At 65.0% G+C, this 20,085-nt stretch carries 11 protein-coding genes; 7 read left to right on the plus strand and 4 right to left on the minus strand.

Annotated elements, in window-relative coordinates:
- Positions 1-374: 374 nt before the first annotated feature.
- Entirely contained in the window at positions 375-4,373 is a 3,999-nt protein-coding gene (putA, locus tag G486_RS0102980) for a trifunctional transcriptional regulator/proline dehydrogenase/L-glutamate gamma-semialdehyde dehydrogenase (RefSeq protein WP_027014189.1), read from the plus strand.
- An 85-nt stretch (positions 4,374-4,458) separates the two neighbouring features.
- The gene (gene putP / locus G486_RS0102985) at positions 4,459-5,958 is read left to right on the plus strand and encodes a sodium/proline symporter PutP (protein WP_034386444.1); all 1,500 of its coding nucleotides are present in this window, start codon (positions 4,459-4,461) and stop codon (positions 5,956-5,958) included.
- A 167-nt stretch (positions 5,959-6,125) separates the two neighbouring features.
- Here putP and tyrS read toward each other — a convergent pair whose 3' ends face one another.
- Positions 6,126-7,358, minus strand: coding sequence for a tyrosine--tRNA ligase (tyrS, locus tag G486_RS0102990; RefSeq protein WP_027014191.1), 1,233 nt, complete (start codon positions 7,356-7,358; stop codon positions 6,126-6,128).
- 190 nt (positions 7,359-7,548) lie between these two features.
- Between tyrS and G486_RS0102995 the strand changes: the two genes are divergently transcribed.
- Together G486_RS0102995 and G486_RS0103000 are read left to right on the plus strand one after the other, a co-directional pair.
- Positions 7,549-8,931, plus strand: a complete 1,383-nt coding sequence (locus G486_RS0102995) for a M23 family metallopeptidase (protein WP_027014192.1) — start codon at positions 7,549-7,551, stop codon at positions 8,929-8,931.
- Between the two features lie 94 nt (positions 8,932-9,025).
- A complete protein-coding gene (locus G486_RS0103000) occupies positions 9,026-10,159 on the plus strand; it encodes an anhydro-N-acetylmuramic acid kinase (protein WP_027014193.1) in 1,134 nt (377 codons plus the stop codon).
- Here G486_RS0103000 and G486_RS0103005 read toward each other — a convergent pair.
- Complete coding sequence (locus G486_RS0103005; RefSeq protein WP_027014194.1) at positions 10,156-11,130, minus strand: LysR substrate-binding domain-containing protein; 975 nt, start codon at positions 11,128-11,130, stop codon at positions 10,156-10,158. The genes G486_RS0103000 and G486_RS0103005 overlap by 4 nt on opposite strands.
- A 222-nt stretch (positions 11,131-11,352) precedes the next feature.
- Here G486_RS0103005 and glmU point away from each other — a divergent pair, with 222 nt between their 5' ends.
- On the plus strand, positions 11,353-12,783 hold the full coding sequence (glmU, locus tag G486_RS0103010; RefSeq protein WP_027014195.1) for a bifunctional UDP-N-acetylglucosamine diphosphorylase/glucosamine-1-phosphate N-acetyltransferase GlmU: 1,431 nt from the start codon (positions 11,353-11,355) through the stop codon (positions 12,781-12,783).
- A gap of 4 nt (positions 12,784-12,787) precedes the next feature.
- Positions 12,788-13,600: a sensor histidine kinase gene (locus tag G486_RS0103015; RefSeq protein ID WP_027014196.1), complete on the plus strand. Its 813-nt coding sequence runs from the start codon at positions 12,788-12,790 to the stop codon at positions 13,598-13,600.
- On the opposite strand, the gene G486_RS0103020 is transcribed toward G486_RS0103015, so the two are convergent.
- Entirely contained in the window at positions 13,597-14,094 is a 498-nt protein-coding gene (locus G486_RS0103020; RefSeq protein WP_027014197.1) for an Lrp/AsnC family transcriptional regulator, read from the minus strand. The genes G486_RS0103015 and G486_RS0103020 overlap by 4 nt on opposite strands.
- 394 nt (positions 14,095-14,488) lie before the next feature.
- On the opposite strand from G486_RS0103020, the gene glmS reads away from it, so the two are divergent.
- Complete coding sequence (glmS, locus tag G486_RS0103025) at positions 14,489-16,408, plus strand: glutamine--fructose-6-phosphate transaminase (isomerizing) (RefSeq protein ID WP_027014198.1); 1,920 nt, start codon at positions 14,489-14,491, stop codon at positions 16,406-16,408.
- A gap of 772 nt (positions 16,409-17,180) precedes the next feature.
- On the opposite strand, the gene metE is transcribed toward glmS, so the two are convergent.
- Positions 17,181-19,478, minus strand: a complete 2,298-nt coding sequence (metE, locus tag G486_RS0103035; RefSeq protein ID WP_027014199.1) for a 5-methyltetrahydropteroyltriglutamate--homocysteine S-methyltransferase — start codon at positions 19,476-19,478, stop codon at positions 17,181-17,183.
- Positions 19,479-20,085: the final 607 nt, after the last annotated feature.

Genomic DNA, 20,085 nt, shown 5'->3' on the forward strand with positions numbered 1-20,085 from the left:
CCGTGCTATTGCGAGGATTCGCAACGCTGTAGACCACCCGCAAAGGCACTGGCCCGAAGGGTTGGAGCGAAATCGGGCGATTTCTTCGCGCTGGCCCTTGCTTGCACCCCGGTGCAAGCTGCAGCCCATCGACTCGAACTCATCCCGATTGCGCTCCAACGCGGCAGCGTAGAGATCGTAAACACGTTCTTACGCGCAAGCATTGCGCAATACGCACTCAGGCGATGAGCGGCGAGAAAACCAGTGCAAAAAAAACAGGCTTCGGCGGCCGGGGAATGGCGGGTTTCCCGCTACATTTCGAGGTGCAACCCGACAAGAAATTCAATCAAAAAAAGGTTGCACCTTCGTGTTTTCAATTTTCCGAACTGCATACCATGTCCACTACCGTAGGCATCAAAGTTGACGAGATCCTGCGCGAACGCATACGCACGGCCGCCGCGCAGCTGGGCCGAACACCGCACTGGCTGATCAAGCAGGCCGTGGTCCAGTATGTGGAGGCACTGGAGCGTGGCAGCAGCGTCATCCGGCTGCAGAACCCGGCCTCGGCAGCCGAGCAGGGGCCGGCCACGGAGGCGCAACCACAGGTCTCGGGAGAGGTGCAACCTTTTTTGTTGTTCGCCCAGTCCGTACTGCCCCAGACCGAGCTGCGCGCCGCGATCACCGCCGCCTGGCACAGGCCCGAGCCCGAATGCCTGCCCGCGCTGATACCCCTGGCCCGCTCTCAGAACGAGGACAAGGTCTGCGAGCTGGCCACGCGTCTGGTCAGGGGCCTGCGCAGTGCCCCGGCCAGCAGCGGCGTGGCGGCCCTGGTGCAGGAGTTCTCCCTGTCCAGCCAGGAAGGCGTGGCCCTGATGTGCCTGGCCGAAGCCTTGCTGCGCATTCCAGACCGCGCCACGCGCGACGCGCTGATTCGCGACAAGATCAGCAAGGGCGACTGGCGCGCCCACGTGGGGCGCTCTCCCTCGCTGTTCGTGAATGCTGCGGCCTGGGGTCTGGTGCTCACGGGCAAGCTCACCACCACGAGCAGCGAGAAAAGCCTGTCCTCGGCGCTCACACGCGTGATCGCCAAGGGCGGCGAGCCGCTGATCCGCCAGGGCGTGCACCGCGCCATGAAGCTCATGGGCGAGCAGTTCGTGACCGGACAGAACATCGCGGAAGCCCTGGCCAACAGCCGCACCCATGAAAAGCAGGGCTTTCGCTACAGCTATGACATGCTGGGCGAGGCCGCTGCCACCGAAGCCGATGCCCAGCGCTACATGCTGGCCTATGAGCAGGCGATCCATGCGATCGGGGCCGCCTCCAACGGGCGCGGCATCTTCGAGGGGCCGGGCATCTCCATCAAACTCTCGGCCCTGCACCCGCGCTATGCGCGGGCCCAGCACCAGCGCGTGATGCGCGAGCTGCTGCCGCGCGTGCTGCGCCTGGCCGAGATGGCCAAGCATTACGACATGGGCATGAACATCGATGCCGAGGAGGCCGACCGGCTGGAGCTGTCCCTGGACCTGCTCGAAGCCCTGTGCGCCGCCCCCTCGCTCAAGGGCTGGAGCGGCATAGGCTTTGTGGTCCAGGCCTACCAAAAGCGCTGCCCCCAGGTGATCGACTACCTGGTCGAGCTCGCGCGCCGCAGCCGGCGGCGCATCATGGTGCGCCTGGTCAAGGGCGCCTACTGGGACAGCGAGATCAAGCGCGCCCAGGAGGGCGGCCAGGCCGGCTACCCCGTCTATACGCGCAAGGTCTATACCGATGTCAGCTATCTGGCCTGCGCGCACAAGCTGCTGACTGCGTCCGATGCGATCTACCCCCAGTTCGCCACGCACAATGCCCAGACCCTGGCCAGCATCTACCACCTGGCCCAGGCCGTAGGCGGCAGCTATTACAGCGGCCAGTATGAATTCCAGTGCCTGCACGGCATGGGCGAGCCCTTGTACTCCCAGGTCACCGGGCCGGCCAGCGAAGGCCGGCTTGCACGGCCCTGCCGCATCTACGCCCCCGTGGGCAGCCATGAGACCCTGCTCGCCTATCTGGTGCGCCGCCTGCTGGAGAACGGTGCCAATACCTCGTTCGTGAACCGCATCGGCGATGCCGCCGTGCCCATCAGCGCGCTGGTCGCCGACCCCGTCAGCGAAGCCTTCAGGATTGCGAACCACGAAGGCCAGCTCGGCGCCCCCCACAAGCGCATCCCCTTGCCCGCCGATCTTTTCGTGCGCCAGGCCGGCCTGGCCCGGCCCAACTCACAGGGGCTCAATCTGGCGCATGAGCAGCAATTGGCCTCGCTGGCCGCCGCCTTGCTGCAAAGCACGCGCCAGCCGCATATGGCGGCTCCCTCCGGCGTGGAGTTGCCGCAGGAGCCGGCCCACCTACCAGGCTGGCAGGGCTTGCGCAACCCTGCAGAGCTCAACGACATCGTCGGCTGGGTGCGCGAAGCCAGCGCCGCCGAGGTCGAGGCCGCGGCGCAGCGCGCAGCCCAGGTCGCCCCCATCTGGGCCGGCACGCCGCCCACGGCCCGCGCCGACGTGCTGGCCCGCGCAGCCGACCTGCTGGAGCAGCGCGGCCAGGGCCTGATGGGGCTGATCATGCGCGAGGCCGGCAAGACCGTGCCCAATGCCGTGGCCGAGATCCGCGAAGCCGTGGACTTTCTGCGCTACTACGGCGCCCAGGTGGCCGCCCATTTCGACAATGCCCACCAGCGCCCGCTGGGCGTGATCGCGGCCATCAGCCCCTGGAATTTCCCGCTCGCGATCTTCTGCGGCCAGGTGGCGGCGGCCCTGGCCGCAGGCAATGCCGTGCTGGCCAAGCCGGCCGAACAGACCCCGCTCACGGCAGCGGCCATGGTGGCCATGCTGCACGAAGCCGGCGTGCCCCAGGATGCGCTCCAGTTGCTGCCGGGCAGCGGCGAAGACGTGGGCACGGCCCTGGTGGCCCAGCCACAGATCGCAGGCGTGATGTTCACGGGCTCGACCGAGGTTGCCCGCCTGATCGCAGTCCAGCTGGCGCGCAGGCTGTCGCCCCGGGGCCAGGTGATTCCGCTGATCGCCGAGACCGGCGGCCAGAACGCCATGGTCGTGGACTCCTCGGCCCTGACCGAACAGGTCGTGGCCGATGTGCTGGCCTCGGCCTTCGACTCGGCCGGCCAGCGCTGCTCGGCCCTGCGCCTTCTGTGCCTGCAGGACGATGTGGCTGAGCGCACGCTGTCCATGCTGCGCAAGGCGCTGCAGGAATACAGCCTGGGCAATCCCGACCGGCTGGACACCGACGTGGGCCCGGTCATCGACGATGCTGCACGCCAGCAGATCGAGCAGCACATCGCGCGCATGCAGCAGGCCGGCCAGCGCGTGGTCCGCGCCGCCTACCGGGGGCCGGATGCCGGCGCGCTCAACGGCCATTACGTGACGCCGGCCATCATCGAGATCGACAGCACGCGCCGCCTGGGCCGTGAAGTCTTCGGCCCCGTGCTGCATGTGCTGCGCTTCAAGCGCGAGCAACTGGGCCGGCTGATGGACGAGATCAATGCCACGGGCTATGGACTGACCTTCGGCATCCACAGCCGCATCGACGAAACCATAGAGCAGCTGAGCCAGCGCGCGCAGGCCGGCAATATCTATGTGAACCGCAGCATCACCGGCGCCATGGTCGGCGTGCAGCCGTTTGGCGGCATGGGCCTGTCGGGCACGGGCCCCAAGGCCGGCGGCCCGCTGTACCTGCACCGCCTGGTGCACGAGCCCGCGAACTCGGCCCTGGCGCACATAGAGCCCGCCGCCGTCCACAGGCCGCATGCCAGCCTGCAGTTGCTGGAGCATTTTCTGCACAGCGACCTGCCCCTGCCCGGCCATGAAAAAGCCCTGGCCCTGGCCGCCTGCGGCGCTGCGCGCGCGGCCAGCCGGCTGGGCGCCAGCATGCTGCTGCCCGGCCCCACGGGAGAGAGCAACCGCTACCGTCTGTTGCCGCGCGGCCCGGTCTGGGCCCTGCCCTCGACGGCGCTGGGCCTGGTGGCCCAGCTGGCTGCGGCCCTGGCCAGCGGCAACCCCTGCCATGTGGTCCTGCCCGAGGCAAATCCCGACTGCGCGCGGCTGTGGCAGGAGCTGCTCGCCCTGGCCGGCGACGCCGGGCGCGAATGGCTGCACGGCGCATCCTCCGACGCCCTGGCCGATGCGCCTGTGGCAGCCTTGCTGTTCGAAGGCGATGGCGATGCCTTGCTGCAGGTCACGGCCCGGGTCGCGGCACGTCCGGGAGCCCTGGTGCGCGTGGAAAGCCGCAGCAGCGACGAGCTGCACATGGGCCGGGGCTACGACAGCACAGGCCTGTACACCGAACAGGCGATCTGCACGAATACCGCGGCAGCCGGGGGCAATGCACAGCTGATGGTGATGGAGTGAAGCCCCGCGCCTGCAGGAGCGGGCCGGGCAGCACCTGGGTGGCCGCGCACGCTCGACGAGCACGAAAGACATACAAGGAATTTTGATGCAACTGAACTGGAACGACCCCACGGCGATCATGTTCGCCATCTACCTGGCCGCGATGATGGGCATAGGCCTGCTGGGCTACCTGAGCACCAAGAACCTGTCGGACTACATCCTCGGCGGGCGCAGCCTGGGCAGCGTGGTGACCGCGCTGTCGGCCGGGGCTTCGGACATGAGCGGCTGGCTGCTCATGGGCCTGCCCGGTGCGGTCTATGTCTCGGGCCTGTCCGAGTCCTGGATTGCCATCGGTCTCGTCATGGGGGCCTATTTCAACTGGCGCCTGGTCGCGGCCCGGCTGCGGCTGTACACCGAGCGCGCGGGCAATGCGCTGACCCTGCCCGACTATCTGGCCAACCGCTTCGAGGACCGCGGCAATGTGCTGCGCATCGTCACGGCGCTGGTGATCCTGGTGTTCTTCACGCTGTACTGCGCCTCGGGCGTGGTGGCCGGTGCGCGCCTGTTCGAGAACATGTTCGGCATGCCCTATGCGACAGCCCTGTGGGTGGGTGCGCTGTGCACGATTGCCTATGTGTTCGTGGGCGGCTTTCTGGCCGTGAGCTGGACCGACACCATTCAGGCCTCGATGATGATTACCGCGTTGATCCTCGCGCCGGCCATCGCCTGGCTGGCCGTCAACAACCAGTTGCAGGCCGGAATGGACCTGCACTCCGTGATCGCCGCCGAGAAATTCGATCTGCTGCACGGCGCGAGCTTCGTGAGCGTGATCTCGCTGCTGGCCTGGGGCCTGGGCTATTTCGGCCAGCCGCATATCCTGGTGCGCTTCATGGCCGCCTCCTCGGTGCAGACCATTCCTGCGGCGCGCCGCATCAGCATGGTCTGGATGATTCTGTGCCTGGGCGGCGCCGTGGCCGTGGGCTTTATCGGCATCCCCTATTTCGCGGCCTACCCCGAAGGTGCGGCAGCCGTGAGCGCAAATGCCGAGACCGTGTTCATGGAGATCACCAAGCAGCTGTTCAACCCCTGGATTGCGGGCGCCCTGCTGGCCGCCATCCTGGCCGCCGTGATGAGCACCCTGTCCTGCCAGCTGCTGGTCTGCTCGAGCGCGCTGACCGAGGACATCTACCGCACCTTTCTGAACAAGAACGCGGGCCAGCAGGAGCTGGTCTGGGTCGGCAGGGCCATGGTGCTGCTCGTAGCCGTGATTGCGATTGCGATTGCCAGCGACCCGGACACCAAGGTGCTGGGCATGGTCAGCTATGCCTGGGCCGGCTTTGGCGCGGCCTTCGGCCCGGTGATCATCCTGTCGCTGTTCTGGGGCCGCATGACGCGCGCCGGCGCACTGGCCGGCATCATCGTGGGCGCGATCACGGTGCTGGTCTGGAAGCAGTACGGCTGGCTGGGCCTGTATGAGATCATTCCCGGCTTTGTCTTCGCGGGTGCCGCCACGGTGCTCGTGAGCCGCCTGGGCAACCCCTCGCCGCGCATGCTGGAGCGACATGCTCAGGTCGAGGCCGAGTTCGCGCAGATAGGGGCGCAATAGCCCCTCTCACCCATGCGCTCCCGGGAGCGCATGGATAAAAAGAGAGCTGCCAGCGCTTGCCCTTAAAGAATTTCAGATGAAAATCATCTTGAAATCCAATACAGACAAGCGCTAGCAGCTCTCTTTTTCATATGCACAGCCCGGACCAGGGCCGCCATGCGCAGCGTTTATTTCAGGGTCACGCGCGCAAACTTGCGCTTGCCCACCTGCAGCACATAGGTGCCGGCTTCGAGCTTGAGCGCGCGGTCGCTGACGACCGCACCGTCCACGCGCACGCCGCCGCCCTCCATGAGGCGGTTGGCTTCGCTGCTCGAAGGCGCCAGCCCGGCCTGCTTGAGCAGCGAGGCAATGCCTGCGGGCGCGCCGTCCAGGCTGAGCTCGGGGATGTCGTCGGGAATGCCGCCCTTGCTGCGGTTGATGAAGTCCTGCTGTGCAGCCTCGGCCGCAGCCGCGCTGTGAAAGCGCGTGGTGATCTCCGTGGCCAGCATGACCTTGGCATCCTTGGGATTGCGCCCGCCCTCGACTTCCTTTCTGAGCGCCGCGATCTCGGCCAGGCTCTTGAAGGACAGCAGAGTGAACCAGTCCCACATGAGCTCGTCCGAGATCGACAGCACCTTGGCGAACATGGTGTTCGCATCCTCGGTGATGCCGATGTAGTTGTTCTTGGACTTGGACATCTTGTGCTCACCGTCCAGGCCCACGAGCAACGGCATGGTGAGCACGCACTGCGGCTCCATCCCGTATTCCTGCTGCAGATGGCGACCCATGAGCAGGTTGAATTTCTGGTCCGTGCCGCCCATCTCCAGATCGGCCTTCAGGGCCACGGAGTCATAGCCCTGCAGCAGCGGGTAAAGGAATTCGTGCAGGCTGATGGAGTTGCCTTCGGTAAAACGCGTATGAAAGTCATTGCGCTCCATCATGCGCGCCACCGTGTACTTGGCCGACAGCTCGATCATGCCGCGCGCGCCCAGCTTGTCGCACCATTCGCTGTTGTAGCGCACCTCGGTCTTGGCGGGATCCAGCACCTTGGCAGCCTGGGTGTAGTAGGTCTCGGCATTGGCCTTGATCTGCTCGGCACTGAGCGGCGGGCGCGTGCTGTTGCGGCCCGAGGGATCGCCGATCAGCGTGGTGAAGTCACCGATCAGAAAGATCACCTGATGCCCGAGGTCCTGCAGCTGGCGCATCTTGTTGAGCACCACCGTATGGCCGAGGTGGATGTCGGGCGCCGTGGGGTCCAGGCCCAGCTTGATGCGCAGCGGCACGCCCGTGGCCTCGGAACGGGCCAGCTTCTGCGCCCAATCCTCCTGGGGCAGCAGCTCGTCCACCCCGCGCAGACTGATCTCAAGGGCCTGCCTAACGGCATCCGTTATGGGATAAGTTTTAACAATTGTTTGATTCATAAGGGTTTTCGTCGGGACTCGGATCAACTCCGTCGGTATACTTTGGCGGTTTTCTTTCTGCGACGAATTCTAGACTGCAGCCTTTCCGCACCATGGAACGCGGGCTTGGCCCCTCTGCAGCGCGAACACGTCCCCGAGAGAGCATCATCAGCCCTGACCCAAACACATCCCCGCCCCAAGGATCCAAGTTGTGACATCTGGCTTGACCCATGCCTGCAATGCTTTTGTTGCCCGGCTGACCTCTGTTGTGCAACAACACCCCCAACGCATCAGTGCGGCACTGGCGGCCATCATGCTCACCGGCGGCGGTGCCGCCTTTGCCGTGGCCAATCTGGGCCCGGACCCGGCCGACATGCCGGTGCGCATGCTGTCCGAACCCGTGAGCTCCCTGGCCGAAGGCCAGTCGCTCGCCGCCCTGACCGACCTGCAGCAGGACTTCTCTCTCTACCGCTCCGAATACACGCAGCGCAGCGACACGGCCGAAACCCTGCTCCAGCGCCTGGGCGTTGCCGACCCGACGGCAGCCGCCTTCATGCGCTCGGACGAGCAGGTGCGCCAGCATGTGCTGGGCCGCGCCGGCCGTCTGGTCACGGCCGAGACCACGCCCGACCACCAGTTGACCCAGCTCACCGTGCGCTGGGCTCCCGATGAGGACGGCAGCTTCCGCCGCCTCGTGGTCGAGCGCAAGAACGACACGCTGAGCACGCGCATCGAAAGCGGACGCCTGACCACCACCACGCGCCTGGCCGGCGCCGTGATCCGCAGCTCGCTGTTTGCGGCCACCGACGCAGCCGCCATCCCCGATTCCGTGGCCATACAGATGGCCGACATCTTCCAGGGCGATGTGGACTTCCGCCGCGGTCTGCGCAAGGGCGACCGCTTCTCCGTGGTCTACGAGTCCCTGGAGGCCGACGGCGAGCCGCTGCGCATGGGCCGCGTGCTCAGCGCCGAGTTCCACAACAACGGCAAGACCTACCAGGCCATGTGGTTCCACGACCCGGCCCAGTCCAAGGGCACCTACTACAGCATGGACGGCAAGAGCCGCCGCCAGGCCTACCTGTCCTCGCCCGTGGAGTTCTCGCGCATCAGCAGCAACTTCTCCATGCGCATGCACCCCATACACAAGACCTGGCGCGCCCACCTGGGCACGGACTTTGCCGCAGCCACGGGCACCAAGGTGCGCACCGTGGGCGACGGCGTGGTCTCGTTCGCCGGCGTGCAAAACGGCTACGGCAACGTGATCTTCGTCGACCATGCGAATCAGCACACCACGGTCTACGCCCACCTGAGCCGCATCGGCGTGACCAAGGGCCAGCGCGTGGAGCAGGGCGACATCATCGGCAATGTGGGCTCCACGGGCTGGGCCACGGGCCCGCACCTGCACTTCGAGTTCCGTGTGGCCGGCCAGCACCGCGACCCCATGACCATCGTCCAGGCCACCGATGCCCAGCCCGTCTCCAAGGCCGGCCGTGCCGAGTTCCAGAAGCTGGCCGCGCAGATGCGCGTCGAGCTCAAGGCCTCCAGCGATGCCCTGGCCCTGGCCGACACCGAGAGCAAGCAGGCAGGCAGCTAAAGCCCGCGCTCCAAGCAAACCCCAAAGGCCGCCGGACTGCTCCGGCGGCCTTTTTTGATCTGAAGCGCCAAGACCGCGCGCTACCATGTGCGCCATGAACCAAGCCCCAGCCTCCTCCCTGTACATAGGCCTGATGTCCGGCACCTCCCTGGACGGTGTGGATGGCGTGCTGGCCGACTTCGACCATGGCATGCAAGTGCTGGCGCATGCAAGCGTGGGCTTCGACGAGGAACTGCGGGCCGAGCTGCTGGCCCTCAACAGCCCCAAAGGCCAGGACGAGCTGCACCGCGCGGCCCTGGCCGCGAATGTGCTGGCCCGACTCTATGCCCAGGTCGTGGGCAAGCTGCTGCAGACCAGCGGACTGCAGCCGGACCGCATCGCCGCACTGGGTGCCCATGGACAAACCGTGCGCCACAGGCCGCAGATGTTCGATGGCACGGGCTATACGCTGCAGCTCAACAGCCCGGCCCTGCTGGCGGAGCTCACGGGCATTTCCGTGGTCGCAGACCTGCGCAGCCGCGATCTTGCAGCCGGTGGCCAGGGCGCCCCCCTGGTGCCGGCCTTTCACCAGCAAATCTTCGGCCGCAAGAACCACACGGTGCTGGTGCTCAACCTCGGCGGCATCGCCAACCTCAGCGTGCTCGGGGCCGACGGCAGCGTGCAGGGCTTTGACTGCGGGCCCGCGAATGCGCTCATGGACGGCTGGTGCCTGGCCCATACCGACCGGCCCTTTGACAGCGGCGGCTGCTGGGCCGCATCCGGCCAGGTGCTGCCCGCGCTGCTGCAAAGCCTGATGAGCGAGCCCTTTCTGCAGGCCGAGCCGCCGAAAAGCACGGGGCGCGATCTGTTCCATGCGGGCTGGCTGGCCGCCCACCTCGCCGCCTGCCCCGAGGCAGCGCAGGCACCGCCCGCCGATGTGCAGGCCACGCTCACCGAGTTCACGGCCCTGGCCTGTGCCCAGGCCGTGCAACGCTTCGGCCGTGGCGCCGGCGAGCTGCTGATCTGCGGTGGCGGCGCCTTCAACCACCATTTGATGCGGCGCCTTGCCGCCCAGCTGCCCGAAGTCCGCGTGGCCAGCACGGCCGAGCATGGACTGCCGCCTCAGCAGGTCGAGGCTGCGGCCTTTGCCTGGCTGGGCCGCCAGGCCATGCTGGGCCTGCCCGGCAATCTTCCCGCCGTGACCGGCTCCAAGGGGCCGCGCATTCTGGGGGCCATTTACCCGGCCTAATCGGTCAATCCGTCAGGCTCCATGGCCAGACGCGTGGGCTCGACCTGGGCAATCAGCCATTCGCAAAATGCGGCCACCTCGGGGCGCCGAAAGCTGCGCGGCCCCACCAGCAGCCAGTAGGCAAGAGGCGACTCCATTCGGTGCGCGGGCAGAACCTCGACGAGCTCGCCTGCGGCCAGTGCATCCGCGACCAGGGGCAGGCGCGCAATCGCCAGACCCTGTCCGGCCAGAGCCGCCTGCACGATCTGGTGCGCATAGTTGAAATACAGCCAGCGCGGCGGCTGCAGTTGATCGCAGCCCTGGGCACCAAACCAGCGCTGCCAGCTCAACCACTCCAGTTGCGGCATGCGATGCGCATCGCCGGTTTCGATCAGCGTGTAATGCGCGGCATCGGCGGGCCTGCGCAGCGGCGGACCGGCAGCCAGCAGCCCGGGGCTGGCAACCACGGCCAGTTGCTCGCCAAACAGGCGCCTGGCCTGCGGATCGCTGGCGCGGCCATAGCGCAAGGCCAGGTCCACGTCCGTGGTGTCCAGATCCACGACCGCATCGCTGGTATCGATGCGAATGTCTATGTCCGGCCAGATCCGCTGAAACTCCTGCAACCGGGGAATCAGCCACATGGCCGCAAAGCTGGCCCAGGTGGTGATGGCCACGCTTTTGCGGCCCACGGTCTGGCGTATCTGGCGCACCGTGGCATCGACCTGCTCCAGCGCCGGAGCCACCGAGCGCAGCAATTGCGCGCCCGCGCCTGTGAGCTCCACGGCCCGCGTATGGCGCAGAAAGAGCGGCACACCGACCTCATCCTCCAGCGCCTGGATCTGACGGCTCACGGCCGACTGGGTCAGCGCCAGCTCATCGGCCGCAGCACGAAAGCTCAGCTGACGGGCCACGGCCAGAAAGGCGCGCAAGTGACCTGCGCCTATGGCACGTGTACGCAGCAGCGGAGCAGAAGAGGGAGTGACATGGGGCATGGCGCCGCCAAGCATAAGCCAAACCCAGGTGCGCCGATCCGGGCCTGCATGCGCGACGAGCCTGTACGGCTTTCATCCTTAGAGCGTGTTTACGATCTCTACGCTGCCGCGAGGAAATCGTGAACACGCTCTTACAGGGCCTGCCCTGTATTGCGGCCCATCCTCACACGCCCATAATTGCGCCTGTTGCCGGCAACAGGCCGGCCCAACCATAGTACGTTTATGAGAGCACCTCTGGATCTAGTCATCATGGCTGCGGGCAAGGGCACGCGCATGAAAAGCCGCACCCCAAAAGTCCTGCAACGTCTCGCAGGCCGCCCCCTTCTCGGCCATGTGCTGGCCACGGCCGGCCAGCTCAAGGCACGCTCGGCCGTGGTCGTCACCGGCCATGGTGCGGACCAGGTGGAGTCCGCGATTGCTGGGTCCGCACAGGCCAGCGGCCTCAAGCTCGGCTTTGTGCGCCAGGAACCCCAGCTCGGCACCGGCCATGCCGTGCAGCAGGCCGTTCCGGTCCTGCCTGCCGACGGCATGGTGATCATCCTCTCGGGCGATGTGCCGCTGACCCAGGCCGCAACCCTACAGGCCCTGGTCGATGCCGCAGGCGGCGACAAGCTGGCTCTCCTGACCGTCAACATGACCGACCCCACGGGCTATGGTCGCATCGTGCGCTCTGCGGACGGCGGCGTGCAACGCATCGTCGAGCAAAAGGATGCGAGCGAGGCCCAGCGCACCATCTGCGAAATCTACAGCGGCATCATGGCCGTTCCGGCCCGCCACCTGGGGCCCTGGCTGTCGCGCCTGACGAATGACAATGCCCAGGGCGAGTACTACCTGACCGACATCGTCGCCATGGCCGTGGCCGACGGCATTGCCGTGACCGCGCACTGCATCACGGACGAGCTGCAGGTTGCAGGCGTGAACAGCCCGCTGCAACTGGCCGAACTCGAGCGTGCCCACCAGACGGCCCAGGCCCGCACCCTCATGGAGCAAGGCGTGCGCCTGGCCGACCCGGCCCGCTTCGATCTGCGTGACGATGCGCGCAGCGGCCAGGCGGCCCGGCTGAGCTGCGGCCAGGATGTGGAAATCGATGTGGGCTGCATCTTCAGCGGACAGGTGGAGATAGGCGAAGGTGCACACATAGGCGCCTACTGCTGTATCAGCAATGCCAGCATCGGCGCCGGCGCCGTCATTCATCCCTATACCCACATCGACGGCGAAGGTGCAGGTGTCGACGTGGGCCAAGGCTCGCTGATCGGTCCGTTTGCCCGCCTGCGCCCCGGCGCCCAGTTGGGCCGCGAAGTGCACATCGGCAACTTCGTCGAGGTCAAGAACTCACGGCTTGCCGATGGCGCCAAGGCCAACCATCTCGCCTACCTCGGCGATGCCACGGTGGGCGAGCGCGTGAACTATGGCGCGGGCAGCATCACCGCCAACTATGACGGAGCCAACAAACACCGCACCGTCATCGAGGCCGATGTGCACATAGGCAGCAACAGCGTGCTCGTGGCCCCCGTGACCATAGGCACGGGCGGCACCGTGGGTGCAGGCTCGACCGTGACCAAGAACACCGAACCCGGCGTACTGACCGTGGTGCGCGGCAAGCAGATCAGCACGGCCAACTGGAAGCGCCCCGTCAAACAGCCCAAGGTCTAGCCCCATGGAAAACAGCCCGCAAAACCTTCCCGACATGGACACGCTGGCTCGGCTGGCCAAATATGAGCGCGAGCTGCGCGCACTGCAAATGGGCCAGCAAAGCTGGCTCCAGGCCATATCCCATGATTTGCGGGCACCGCTGCGCCACCTGCTGTCCTTCGGCCCCCTGGTCAGCGAGTTATTGGAGCAGCCAACCCCCTCGACCCAGGATCTGGCCGAGGCACGCGGCTTTCTGCTGACCATGGACCAATCCGCAAAGCGATTGGCCGCCATGCTCGATGCCTTGCTCAGGCTATCACGCCTCGCGATCACGCCCTTGCAGACCCGCTCCGTGGATTTGCTGGAACTGCTGGAGAATGCGAAGGCAGCGGTGCTGGCCCGGCCGCAATGGGCCGGGCTGTCCTCGACCAAGCCCCCGCGATGGAGCTGGCCCGCACAAGGAGCAACCCTCCTGGCCGACGCCCAATTGCTGCAGCAAACACTTGAAGAGCTGCTGGACAATGCCATCAAGTTCTCCCAGCACAGGGAGCAGCCCCATATCGAGATCAGCGTGGAAAGCGAGTCCGATGGCGATATTGCTCTGAGCATTCGCGACAATGGCGCGGGTTTCGAGCCGGCACGCGCCGACGCCTTGTTCGGGATTTTTCAACGCATGCATCGCGAAGCCGAGTTCCCTGGGCTGGGCACAGGCCTGGCCATGGTCCAGAGCGTCATGCGGCGCCATGGCGGCCAGGCCAGCATCAGCGCCCACCCGGACCAGGGCTGCAATGTGCGCCTGTACTGGCCAGCACCCGCATTCATCTGCAACGAGGCCTAGGACAACTGAGGCAAAGGCAGGGCCGTGGAGAACTTGGCGCGCTTGATGCTGAAGAAGCTCTTCACATTGCGCACATTCGCATCCCGGGTGAACAAGGCCTGGGTGAGTTGCAGATAGGCCGGCATGTCCAGCGTTGCAACCACCAGGATGAAATCCGGCCCCGAAGAGACGCGCCAGCACTGCTGCACGCTCCCATGGGCCACGGCCCTGGCCTCGAAGGCATCCAGGGCATCGCTGCCCTGATGGTCGAGCGAGACTTCGACAATGGCTTGCAGTCCATGACCGAGCGCTTCGGCCAGCTTGCCGGGATCGACGATTGCCACCTGACGTTCGATCAGCCCCAGTTCCTGTAGCCGGCGCACCCGGCGCAGGCAGGTCGGCGCCGACAAACGCAGGCTCTGCGCCAGAGCCTGATTGCTTTGACTCGCGTCCTGCTGCAAGACCCCCAGCAACTGCAAGTCCACAGCATCCAGCTCCATGGAATTTAAATTCATAAAAAGCAATATTTTGAATATTTATTTCAAAACTACATACCAATGAAATATTAGATCAAATTTTTGATAATTATTATTATAAATTTCTAATCGACCTACGTAATATGCGCCTCAGTTATCCATGGCATCCAAAGCGTGTGTGCGTTGCGAGGCGGGCGCAAGCCACGGCCTGAAAGTCGCCCCGCGGCATCGCCGCCCCCTCTTCTGGGAAACGGTGCCAGCCACGCAAAAAAGGTTTTATTTCACCCCTTAAAGGGATGAAAGAAGCAGCAAAGTGCATGCTGCCGGGAAGCTGGTGCGATCCAGAGGCAAAGGCTCAGGCCTATCCCCTTCAAGCATGGGGATGCGGCTCTCGCCGCACGCAGGTGTTTTATTTCGACAAGGAGTTTGGCTTATGTGCGGCATCGTCGCTGCGGTTTCCCACCGCGATATCGTCCCCGTTCTGGTTCAGGGCTTGCAGCGGCTCGAATACCGTGGCTATGACTCATGCGGCGTCGCCGTGCAGGCGCTGGATGCGCAGGGCATGCACAGTCAGGGCCTGCAGCGCACGCGTTCCACCGCACGCGTGGCCGAGTTGCTGGCCCAGGTCACTCAGGACCACGTCACAGGCCGTACAGGCATCGCCCATACGCGCTGGGCCACACACGGCGAGCCCGCAGTGCGCAACGCCCACCCCCACTTCAGCCACGGCCCCGGCGTCTCGCCCGTTGCCGATGCCGACCAGCCGGCCCATGTGGCCCTGGTACACAACGGCATCATCGAAAACTACGAAGCCCTGCGCGCCGAACTCCAGGCCAAGGGCTATGTGTTTGCCAGCCAGACCGACACCGAAGTCATCGCCCACCTCGTGGACAGCCTCTACGGAGGCGACCTCTTCGAGGCCGTAGAGGCCGCCACGGCCCGTCTGCATGGAGCTTTTGCGATCGCCGTCATGCACAAGGACGAGCCCCAGCGCGTGGTGGGCGCGCGCGCGGGCTCGCCGCTGATTCTTGGCGTTGCCCGGGATGGCAGCGAGCACTTTCTGGCCAGCGATGCCATGGCCCTGGCCGGAGTCACCGACCAGATCGTCTATCTGGAAGAGGGCGACCTCATCGATCTGCAGCCCGGCCGCTACTGGCTTCTGGGCAAGGGCGGCGAGCGCCTTTCGGCCGAGCAGCGCCCCGTGCGCACCGTACTGGCCCATAGCGGCGCAGCCGAGCTGGGGCCCTACCGCCACTACATGCAAAAGGAAATCTTCGAGCAGCCGCGCGCCATTGCCGACACGCTCGAAGGCGTACAGGCCATCGTGCCCGAACTGTTCGACGGCCTGGGCGCTGACGGCAAGACCAGCACCGCCGCCTGGCGCGTGTTCAAGGAAATCGACCGCGTGCTCATCCTGGCCTGCGGCACCAGCTACTACAGTGGCTGCACGGCCAAATACTGGATCGAGTCCCTGGCCGGCCTGCCCTGCAGCGTGGAAGTGGCCAGCGAATACCGCTACCGCACCAGCGTGCCCGACCCCAGAACCCTGGTCGTCACGATCAGCCAGTCGGGCGAAACCGCCGATACCCTGGCCGCGCTGCGCCACGCCCAAGGCCTGGGCATGAAGCACACGCTGACCATCTGCAACGTGGGCACCAGCGCCATGGTGCGCGAGTGCGAACTGGCCTACATCACGCGCGCCGGAGTGGAGATCGGCGTGGCCTCGACCAAGGCCTTTACCACCCAGCTGGCCGGCCTGTTCCTGCTGACCCTGGCCCTGGCCCAATCCAAGGGCCGCCTCAGCGAAGACAAGGAGCAGCAGTATCTGGCGGCCATGCGCCACCTGCCGGTCGCACTGCAGTCGGTGCTGGCGCTGGAGCCGCAGATCATCAACTGGTCCGAGGACTTCGCCAAGCGTGAGAACGCCTTGTTCCTCGGCCGGGGCATCCACTACCCCATCGCTCTGGAAGGCGCGCTCAAGCTCAAGGAAATCAGCTACATCCACGCCGAAGCCTATCCGGCGGGCGAGCTCAAACACGGCCCTCTGGCCCTGGTGGACAGCGCCATGCCTGTAGTCACCGTGGCTCCCAACGATGAGCTGCTGGAAAAGCTCAAGAGCAATATGCAGGAAGTGCGTGCTCGCGGTGGCGTGCTCTACGTGCTCGCGGATGCAAAAACCAATCTCGAGAGCAGCGAAGGCGTGCATGTGATCCGCATGCCCGAGAACTATGGCGCGCTAAGCCCCATCCTCCACGTCGTGCCCCTGCAACTGCTGGCCTATCACACGGCCTGCGCGCGCGGCACCGACGTGGACAAGCCACGCAACCTGGCCAAAAGCGTGACCGTGGAGTGATTCACGCGCCCCTGTCGTCGGCTGCGAGCAGGGGAAAGCTGAGCTGAAAATGGGCAGAAAGCTTCTGGCGGAAACGGACAGGCGCTGGGCATTTCTTCTGATCAGCGATACGCGATGACGGAACGGCGCCAGGTCCATGATCTCCAGCGCCTGCATGCCCCACTGCTGCGCAATCACCGCCGTGTATCCGGGAGCGATCAGAAACCCAGCCCCAGCCTTGAGCAGACCCAGGGCTGCAGTCAGTGTCCCGACTTCGATAGGGCTGTCTTAGCGTATGCCCGTGTCGACGAAAATCTGATCCAGGCTTCGCCGAATGCTGTAGGAGCCACGCAGCGAAATATAGTTATAGGACACCAGCTCCTCCAGCCTCACTGCCTTGCGCGAGCACACCGAGGAGATCCTCTCGGAATGGGCCCGGGCGAGCTGAACGACATCCCCCTTCGCACCTCGTCCACGGCATGTCGAATGCCAGGGCTCGCGAACAGGCTCGCAAGCCCTGGCTGCCGCCCTCCGTATCCGCCCATTTCCTCAAGGGTTTCAAGGCCTTGAACCACCCCGGCGGCCATAGCCATCAATAATCAAAACCGTCGTCCGCGCACGCAGCCCCCCGGCGCCTCACCATTCGCGGAGCATCATGGCGAAAGCAACCATTGCCGCCGCTTGGAAAGGAAAAGGCCTGGACCTGTTTCCTCGCCTTGTTCAAGAGCCAAGCGCATCATGGCGGGGCCATGGCAGCGCAGATCTGTGCGGCCGTCACTCTCCTGTCTGCCGGTCAGGCGGCCCGCAAGATCTTGGCCGCAGCAACCATGTTCCTCAGTGCCGGAATAACTTCGGCCCATTGCCGGGTCTTGAGCCCGCAGTCGGGGTTGACCCACAGCCGCTTCGCAGGAATGCGCTCAGCCGCCTTCTTCATCAGTCCCACAATGTGCTCCTGCGTTGGGATGTTGGGCGAGTGGATGTCGTACACGCCCGGGCCGATCTCGTTGGGGTAGTGAAAGTTCTCGAACGCATCGAGCAGCTCCATGTCCGAGCGCGAAGTCTCTATGGTGATCACATCGGCATCCATGTCGGCAATCGACTCGATGATGTCGTTGAACTCCGAATAGCACATATGGGTATGGATTTGCGTTTCGTCGGCCACACCGTTGGCCGTGATGCGAAAGCTCTCCACAGCCCAGTCCAGATACTGCTTCCATTGCGACCTGCGCAGCGGCAGGCCTTCGCGCAGCGCAGCTTCGTCGATCTGGATGACGCGCACGCCGGCCTTTTCCAGATCCAGAACCTCCTCGCGCATGGCCAGCGCCAGCTGTTTGCAGGACACGGAGCGTGGCTGGTCATCGCGCACAAAGGACCAGTTCAAGATGGTCACGGGGCCGGTCAACATGCCCTTCATGGGTTTGTCGGTGAGCGACTGGGCATAGCTGATCCAGCTCACGGTCATGGCCTTGGGCCGGCTGATGTCGCCGAACAGGATGGGCGGCTTCACGCAACGCGACCCATAGGACTGCACCCAGCCGAACTGGCTGAACGCATAGCCATCCAGTTGCTCGCCAAAGTACTCGACCATGTCGTTGCGCTCGGCCTCGCCGTGCACCAGCACGTCCAGGCCCAGACGCTCCTGCTCGCGCACGCTGCGCTCTATCTCGGCACGCATTGCGGCCTGATAGCCGACCTCCTCGAGGCGGCCGGCCTTGAACTCGCTGCGGGCCTGACGAATCTCGGCGGTCTGCGGAAACGAGCCTATGGTCGTGGTCGGGTAGGCCGGCAGCTTGAGCCGCTGCGCCTGTTGGGGCGCACGCTGGCTGTAGGCACTTGCACGGCACCCGAGCTGGGCATCAATCCTTGCCACCGCAGCCTGCACCACCGGATTGTTCACTCGCGGCGAGGTCCGGCGCGCGGCCAATGCGGCCTGGTTCTGCGCAAGCTCGGCCTTGACGGCATCCCGCCCCTGGCTCAAGGCCTTGCCCAGCACGCGCAACTCGTCCAGCTTTTGCTTTGCAAAGGCCAGCCAGGAGAGGATTTCGGGGTCGAGCTTTTTCTCGCTGTCCAAGTCCACGGGTACATGCAGCAGCGAGCAGGAAGGGGCAATCCACAGGCACTCGCCCAGACGTTCGGCCAGGGGCTCGAGCCAATCGAGCACGGCATTCAAATCGGTCTTCCAGATATTGCGTCCGCTGATCACGCCCAGGGACAGCACCTTGTGCGCCGGCAGCAGGCCCAGCAACTGCTGTACATCTTCACGGCTGCCGTTGACGACATCCACGTGCAGTCCAGCCACCGGCAGATTGGCCGCCAGGTACTTGTTGTCCTGCAACTGGCCGAAGTAGGTGGCCAGCAGAATCTTGAGCCTGGCGCTCTTGAGCTGGTGGTAGGCAGTGTTGAACGCATGCTGCCAGTCGGCATCGAGTTCGGTGACGAGAATCGGCTCGTCCACCTGCACCCACTCCACACCTTGTGCAGCCAGGGTATCGAGCAGCTCGGCATACACGGGCAGCAGACGTTCCAGCAGATCCAGCTTGCCGGAGCCATCCTTGGCCTTGCCCAGGGCCAGATAGCTCACGGGCCCGATGATCACGGGCTTGAGCTTGACGCCTTGGGCCCTGGCCTCGGCCAGTTGCTCCAGCAGGCGCGAGGCATCGAGCTTGAAGCGCGTGGCCGCCGTGAACTCGGGCACGATGTAGTGGTAGTTGGTGTCGAACCACTTGGTCATCTCTGCTGCCGCCACGCCGCCGCAGCAGGCACCATGATCCTCCTCGCCCTTGGCTGCCGCCGAGCGGCCGCGTGCCACGCGAAAGTAATTGTCCAGTGCATCGCCATGAAAGCCCTGCACGCGCTCGGGCAGGTTGCCCAGCGCAAAGCTCATGTCGAGAACCTGGTCATAGAACGAGAAATCCCCCACAGGCACCAGATCCAGCCCTTGCTGCTCAACCCAATGACGCTGGCGCAACTCAGCCCCCAGGGTCTTGAGCGCATCGCGCGAGGACTCACCCGTCCAGTAGGACTCGAGCGCGAACTTGAGCTCGCGCCTGGCGCCTATGCGGGGAAAACCGAGGTTGTGAATGGTCGTCATGTGTTGCGGCTCCAGGTAGGAAAAACGGAATGCTCTGCATGCTAGGCCTCGACAACCATGAAGTAAAATGGTTATTTCTCACAAATTGATGAATTTAAATCATGAAAAGGAGTGGACATATCGATATCTGCCATGCGGAAATGCAGACATCTGGCCATCGTCCAGGAAACAGAAAAAGCATGGCTGGCTGAGCACAGCGACCGGGATGCTGGTCTGCCCAAGGCCTGCACCCGCTCACCGGCATGGGGACAGACACGCAGGCATGGCCGACTGGCTTCGCCTGCCTTTTGGAAAGCGCCAGACCATGAGCCAACACGCTCTTAGAACGTGTTTACGATCTCCTCGGTGCCGCGCCAGTGTCTTTGCGGGATGGGATGCAAGGCGCGACACCGCAGCAATAGCCGTGCTATTGCGAGGATTCGCAACGCTGCAGACCGCCCGCAAAGGCACTGTCCCCAAGGGTTGGAGCGAAATCGGGGCGATTTCTTCGCGCTGGCCCTTGCTTGCACCCCGGTGCAAGCTGCGGCCCATCGACTCGAACTCATCCCGATTGCGCTCCAACGCGGCAGCGTAGAGATCGTAAACACGTTCTTAGAAGAGCGGCCAA

The organism is Comamonas composti DSM 21721, from assembly GCF_000429845.1.
GTDB classification, from domain to species: domain Bacteria; phylum Pseudomonadota; class Gammaproteobacteria; order Burkholderiales; family Burkholderiaceae_C; genus Comamonas; species Comamonas composti.

Excerpts from the sequence above, each read along its gene's own strand:
- putA (WP_027014189.1), top strand. The coding sequence starts at position 375 with ATGTCCACTACCGTAGGCATCAAAGTTGACGAGATCCTGCGCGAACGC.
- putP (WP_034386444.1), top strand. The coding sequence starts at position 4,459 with ATGCAACTGAACTGGAACGACCCCACGGCGATCATGTTCGCCATCTAC.
- tyrS (WP_027014191.1), bottom strand. The coding sequence starts at position 7,358 with ATGAATCAAACAATTGTTAAAACTTATCCCATAACGGATGCCGTTAGG.
- G486_RS0103000 (WP_027014193.1), top strand. The coding sequence starts at position 9,026 with ATGAACCAAGCCCCAGCCTCCTCCCTGTACATAGGCCTGATGTCCGGC.
- G486_RS0103005 (WP_027014194.1), bottom strand. The coding sequence starts at position 11,130 with ATGCCCCATGTCACTCCCTCTTCTGCTCCGCTGCTGCGTACACGTGCC.
- glmU (WP_027014195.1), top strand. The coding sequence starts at position 11,353 with ATGAGAGCACCTCTGGATCTAGTCATCATGGCTGCGGGCAAGGGCACG.
- G486_RS0103015 (WP_027014196.1), top strand. The coding sequence starts at position 12,788 with ATGGAAAACAGCCCGCAAAACCTTCCCGACATGGACACGCTGGCTCGG.
- G486_RS0103020 (WP_027014197.1), bottom strand. The coding sequence starts at position 14,094 with ATGAATTTAAATTCCATGGAGCTGGATGCTGTGGACTTGCAGTTGCTG.
- glmS (WP_027014198.1), top strand. The coding sequence starts at position 14,489 with ATGTGCGGCATCGTCGCTGCGGTTTCCCACCGCGATATCGTCCCCGTT.
- metE (WP_027014199.1), bottom strand. The coding sequence starts at position 19,478 with ATGACGACCATTCACAACCTCGGTTTTCCCCGCATAGGCGCCAGGCGC.